The sequence below is a fragment of the Streptomyces sp. NPDC060205 genome (assembly GCF_042728395.1).
Taxonomy (GTDB): Bacteria; Actinomycetota; Actinomycetes; order Streptomycetales; family Streptomycetaceae; genus Streptomyces.
Genome location: NZ_JBHWZP010000498.1, coordinates 1 through 5027, shown reverse-complemented (window position 1 = coordinate 5027; position 5027 = coordinate 1). Strand labels below are relative to the sequence as shown.

Below are 5027 nucleotides of genomic sequence, written 5' to 3'. Positions count from 1 at the left end.
CCCCTAGGAGGGGCTGCGCCCCATCAGGGGCGCGGGGAACTGCGCGATCAGCCCCCACCGGGCCGCAGGGACTCATCCACCGGTCGGCCCCCGGGCCTACGCGCGGCGGAACGTCAGGGATTCGCCCAGCGCGCCCGCCCGCCACAGGTCGTTGCACGCCGTTGCCATGTCGGCAAGGCCTTCCACCACCTGGCCCCACACGATCCCCGGCACCCACCCCACGTCACCGTTGAGCAGCAGGTTGTTGCGTTCGTAGAACAGGGCCAGGTCGATCACGGGCGTGCCCGCGCGGACGCCGGACGCGCCTCCGTAGCCGTACGCCTGCGACCCCAGCTGCGTACCGGAGAACGAGAAGTAGCAGAGGTCGCCCGGGATGGGCGTGACGGTCGGGTTCTCCAGGGGCGGCTCCGCCGGGGCGAACGCCGGGAACAGGGCGTAGATCTCGTTGCGGGCGTACTTGGCGTGATACACGTCGCCGCCGAGCGGCAACGCGTTCCAGACGGCTTCGCAGGTGATCGGCGCGCGGTCGTCGAGAAGCTTCGCCGTGCAGTGGACTCCGCGCTTGGACAGGGACACGTCGATGTAACGGTCAGCCATGCGTTCCATGGTCCACCCGGGGTCAATACCCCCGCCGGGAGGAGCGAGGCGCAAATTAATCCGAATAATTTGCATTGCATGGGGTAGCCGCGCGCCCATGGCTCCACCAATTGGGAACGACTCGAAGGAAGCTTCGCGGGACGTCGGACACCGCGGCACGAGCCGCCGGTCACTGCTGGCGGGCGTCACGGCGCTCGGCGCGGTCGGCGCGCTCGGTGCCGCCGGCTGCAGCCGTGTGGCCACGGCGTCGGGCGAGAACGGCGGTGAACTCCTGGACCGCCTCAAGGCCCAGGGCGTCGTCCGCCTCGGTATCGCCGGCGAGATCCCCTTCGGCTACATCGACAAGGACGGCGAGCTCACGGGTGAGGCCCCGGAACTCGCGCGGGTCATCTTCAAGCGGCTGGGGGTGGACCGCGTACAGCCCGTGCCCACGGAGTTCGGCTCGCTCATCCCCGGTCTGAAGTCCCAGCAGTTCGACGTGGTCGCCGCGGGCATGTACATCAACGCCGAGCGCTGCGCCCAGGTGATCTTCTCCGACCCCGACTACCAGATGCTCGACGCCTTCATCGTCCGCAAGGGCAACCCGAAGAACCTGCGCGACTACAAGGACGTCGTGAAGTCGGGGGCGAAGTTCGCGACCGGAACGGGATACGCGGAGATCCAGTACGCGGTCGAGGCCGGGTACAAGGAGAGCGACATCCTGATCGTCCAGGACCAGGTCGCGGGCATGAACGCCGTCGAGGCGGGCCGTGTCGACGTCTTCGCCGGGACGGCGCTGACCACCCGCGAGGTCGTCAAGAAGTCCGGCAAGGTGGAGTCGACCGAGCCGTTCGCGCCCCTGGTGGACGGCAAGCCGCACACGGACGGCGGCGGCTTCGCGTTCCGCCCGACGGAGACGAAGCTGCGGGACGCCTTCAACGTGGAGCTGAAGAAGATGAAGGAGAGCGGCGAGCTGCTGCGGATCCTGCGGCCCTTCGGCTTCACCAAGAACGAGATGACCGATTTGACCGCGAAGGAGCTGTGCGGCGGATGACATCGGGACTCTGGGAACTCGTCCTCAAGGGGATCTGGGTCACCGTCCAGCTGCTGGTGCTCAGCGCGCTGCTGGCCGGGGCCGTCTCCTTCGTGGTGGGCATCGCGCGCGTCCACCGGCTGTGGATCGTCCGCTTCCTCGCGGGCTTCTACACCGAGGTGTTCCGCGGCACCTCGGCACTGATCATGATCTTCTGGGTGTTCTTCGTGCTGCCGCTGGCCTTCGGCTGGCAGCTGGTCCCGATGTGGGCGGGCACCCTCGCACTGGGTCTGACCTACGGGGCGTACGGCTCCGAGATCGTGCGCGGCGCCCTGAACTCCGTGGACCCGGCGCAGGTCGAGGGCGGTATCGCGCTCAGCTTCACACCCTGGCAGCGGCTGCGGCTGATCCTGCTGCCGCAGGCCGTGCCGGAGATGATCCCGCCCTTCTCCAACCTGCTGATCGAGCTGCTCAAGGGCACCGCCCTGGTGTCCGTGATGGGCATGGGCGACCTGGCCTTCAGCGGGAACCTCGTGCGGCTCGCGCTGCAGGAGAGCGCGGAGATCTACACGTACATCCTGCTGATCTACTTCGTGATCGCCTTCCTGCTCACGCGGCTCATGCGCGGGCTGGAGAAGAAGCTCAAGGCGGGCATCGGCGAAGTTCCTGAGAAGGGTGTGTCCCAGGGCGAGCTGCACCGCCCGGAGACCACCGGAGTCGGCGGAGGTGCCGTATGACATGGGACTGGAGTGCCGTCGGCGACTTCATGCCGCACTTCTGGGACGGACTGCTGGTCACCCTGCAGGCCCTGGTGCTCGGCTCGCTGATCTCCTTCGCCCTCGGGCTCGTGTGGGCGCTGCTGATGCGCACGCCGACCCGCTGGGTGCGCTGGCCGGTCGGGGTCGTCACGGAGTTCATCCGCAACACCCCGCTGCTGGTGCAGCTGTTCTTCCTCTTCTACGTGCTGCCCGAGTGGAACATCACGTTCTCCGCGATGACCACCGGTGTCGTCGCCATCGGGCTGCACTACTCGACGTACACGATGCAGGTCTACCGGGCCGGCATCGAGGGCGTGCCGGCCGGCCAATGGGAAGCGGCCACGGCACTGAACCTGCCCCTGACCCGGACGTGGACCGCGGTGATCCTGCCGCAGGCGATCCGCCGGGTGGTGCCCGCACTGGGCAACTACGTCATCTCGATGCTCAAGGACACGCCGCTGCTGATGGCGATCACCGTCCTCGACATGCTCGGTGAGGCGCGGCTGTTCTCCCAGCAGAACTTCCAGTTCACCGAGCCGCTGACGGTCATCGGCGTGGCCTTCATCCTCATTTCCTATCCGGCTTCCCTCCTCATGCGAGCCCTGGAGCGACGTCTTGTCCGCTGACACCCCCCTGACAGAAGACTCCGCCGCCAACCCGGCCGTGGACGGCAGCGAGCTGATCCGGTTCGACAAGGTCACCAAGCGCTTCGGCGACAACGTGGTCCTCGACGACCTCGACTTCTCGGTGGCGTCCGGCAAGCACGTCACGCTGATCGGCCCGTCCGGCTCCGGCAAGACGACGATCCTGCGGCTGCTGATGACGCTGCTCAAGCCCGACGAGGGCACGATCAAGGTGGCCGGCGACTACCTCACCCACGAGGAGAAGAACGGCAAGCTGGTCCCGGCCGGCGACAAGCACATCCGCGAGGTCCGCAAGAACATCGGGATGGTCTTCCAGCAGTTCAACCTCTTCCCGAACATGAAGGTGCTGCGCAACATCACCGAGGCGCCGGTCACCGTGCTCGGCATGTCCAAGGACGCCGCCGAGGAGCGGGCCCGCGAGCTGCTCGACCAGGTGGGGCTGCTCGAACACATCGACAAGTACCCGAGCCAGCTCTCCGGCGGGCAGCAGCAGCGTGTCGCGATCGCGCGGGCGCTGGCCATGCGGCCGCAGGTGCTGCTCCTCGACGAGGTGACGTCCGCGCTCGACCCCGAGCTGGTCGCGGGCGTCCTCGACGTGCTGCGGGACATTGCCCGCAGCACCGACATCACGATGCTGTGCGTGACCCACGAGATGAGCTTCGCCCGGGACATCTCCGACCAGGTACTGATGTTCGACTCCGGGCGGGTCCTGGAGTCGGGGCCGCCGGAGAAGATCTTCGGCGACCCGGAACACGACAGGACCAGGGAGTTCCTCGGCGCGGTGCTGTGAGCCCCTGCCCCGGCCGGAGAGGCCGGGGCACCGGTTCAAGCCTCTGGCATATGCCGGACGGATGCGCCACTGCTGAGGGGGCCGGATCACGCCATCAATCCCGCCAACAGCCCCTCCACGCCCCCGGCCCGACGGCTATCGTGGAGGGGGCCCGGCCGTCCGGGCTGCGTTGATGTGCGGGCCGATGCGCGTGACGTCGGCCCGCGCGCCGGGCCGAAAAGCGCAGGGGGATCACCGTGGCGCTGAAGCGCGAGACGACCGCGCCGTACCACTCGGCCCAGGACGCCCTGCGCGTCCTGGAGACCGTGGCACGGCACACCACCGGCATCACCGACATCGAACTCGCCCGGCACACCGGCCTCGGCACCGAGCGCCTCACCGCCCTCCTGCGCATGCTGCGCCGCGAGGGGTACGTGGAGCAGCTCGCGGACGGGGCGTACGTGAGCGGGGAGGCCTTCGGCCGGCTGGGTTCGGCGCGCGAGCGGGACGAAACACTGCGCGTCCAGCTCCAGCGCACCCTCGACCGGCTGCGCGACTCGGTCGGCGCCGCCGTCTACATGAGCCGGTACGTGGACGGTGAGATCCACGTCACGCAGTGCGCGGAGGGCCCGGCCACCCCGGCGGTCAACGAGTGGGTGGACTTCCGGTCCGCGGCCCACGCCAGCGCGATCGGCAAGAGCCTGCTCGGCCAGCTCGACCTCAACGGCCGGCGCGACCACCTCTCCCGCCACCGCATGGCCCGGCTCACCTCGCGCACCATCACGAACGAGCGGGTCCTGCTGTCCCGGCTCGACGCCCAGGCCCCCACGGTGCCCGTGCTCGACCTCCAGGAGTACGCGATCGGCACGGTCTGCGCGGCGGTCCCCATCACGGCCGGTTCGGCGGTGGGCTGCCTCGCCCTCTCCCTCCCGGTGGAGCACGCCCACCGGCTGCGCGAGGCCGCCGACACCCTGAACCGCGGCGCGGCGCCGGTACTCCTCTCGCTGGCCATCTGAGCAGCACCCCTCCGCCCCGCCGGTGGTCCGCCCCGTGCCCCGCCGGTGGTCCGGAGCACCCCTGAGGACCGGGTAGTATTTTCCCTGTCGCCAGCCGCGAAAGCGGTCAGCGAGAGTCACGCGCCGCTAGCTCAGTTGGTTAGAGCAGCTGACTCTTAATCAGCGGGTCCGGGGTTCGAGTCCCTGGCGGCGCACAGCGAAACAGCGGAAGGCCTCCGCGAGAGCGGGGGC

Annotated in this window: 6 protein-coding genes and 1 tRNA gene; 6 read left to right on the top strand and 1 reads right to left on the bottom strand. The window is 68.9% G+C overall.

Annotated features, from left to right (window positions below; translation table 11 throughout):
• Positions 1 to 96 precede the first annotated feature (96 nt).
• Positions 97 to 597 carry a DUF3830 family protein gene (locus tag ACFWGJ_RS41825; protein WP_387334192.1) on the bottom strand — a complete coding sequence of 167 codons (501 nt, stop codon included), beginning with the start codon at positions 595 to 597 and terminating at the stop codon, positions 97 to 99.
• Positions 598 to 694: 97 nt separating this feature from the next.
• Here ACFWGJ_RS41825 and ehuB point away from each other — a divergent pair, with 97 nt between their 5' ends.
• The 6 genes from ehuB to ACFWGJ_RS41795 all read left to right on the top strand — a co-directional run bounded on the left by ehuB (position 695) and on the right by ACFWGJ_RS41795 (position 4990).
• Positions 695 to 1630 carry an ectoine/hydroxyectoine ABC transporter substrate-binding protein EhuB gene (gene ehuB / locus ACFWGJ_RS41820; RefSeq protein WP_387334191.1) on the top strand — a complete coding sequence of 312 codons (936 nt, stop codon included), beginning with the start codon at positions 695 to 697 and terminating at the stop codon, positions 1628 to 1630.
• Positions 1627 to 2346: an ectoine/hydroxyectoine ABC transporter permease subunit EhuC gene (gene ehuC / locus ACFWGJ_RS41815; RefSeq protein WP_387334190.1), complete on the top strand. Its 720-nt coding sequence runs from the start codon at positions 1627 to 1629 to the stop codon at positions 2344 to 2346. Before ehuB ends, ehuC begins: the two co-directional genes overlap by 4 nt.
• Complete coding sequence (ehuD, locus tag ACFWGJ_RS41810) at positions 2343 to 2993, top strand: ectoine/hydroxyectoine ABC transporter permease subunit EhuD (RefSeq protein WP_107016045.1); 651 nt, start codon at positions 2343 to 2345, stop codon at positions 2991 to 2993. The genes ehuC and ehuD overlap by 4 nt, the downstream gene beginning before the upstream one ends.
• Complete coding sequence (ehuA, locus tag ACFWGJ_RS41805) at positions 2983 to 3801, top strand: ectoine/hydroxyectoine ABC transporter ATP-binding protein EhuA (protein ID WP_387334189.1); 819 nt, start codon at positions 2983 to 2985, stop codon at positions 3799 to 3801. Before ehuD ends, ehuA begins: the two co-directional genes overlap by 11 nt.
• 236 nt (positions 3802 to 4037) lie before the next feature.
• Positions 4038 to 4796, top strand: a complete 759-nt coding sequence (locus ACFWGJ_RS41800; RefSeq protein WP_387334188.1) for an IclR family transcriptional regulator — start codon at positions 4038 to 4040, stop codon at positions 4794 to 4796.
• Between the two features lie 120 nt (positions 4797 to 4916).
• Positions 4917 to 4990, top strand: a tRNA-Lys gene (locus ACFWGJ_RS41795).
• Positions 4991 to 5027 lie beyond the last annotated feature (37 nt).

What these genes read in the sequence shown, in the direction of transcription:
- ACFWGJ_RS41825 (WP_387334192.1), bottom strand. Translation starts at nt 597, where the DNA reads ATGGCTGACCGTTACATCGACGTGTCCCTGTCCAAGCGCGGAGTCCAC.
- ehuB (WP_387334191.1), top strand. Translation starts at nt 695, where the DNA reads ATGGCTCCACCAATTGGGAACGACTCGAAGGAAGCTTCGCGGGACGTC.
- ehuC (WP_387334190.1), top strand. Translation starts at nt 1,627, where the DNA reads ATGACATCGGGACTCTGGGAACTCGTCCTCAAGGGGATCTGGGTCACC.
- ehuD (WP_107016045.1), top strand. Translation starts at nt 2,343, where the DNA reads ATGACATGGGACTGGAGTGCCGTCGGCGACTTCATGCCGCACTTCTGG.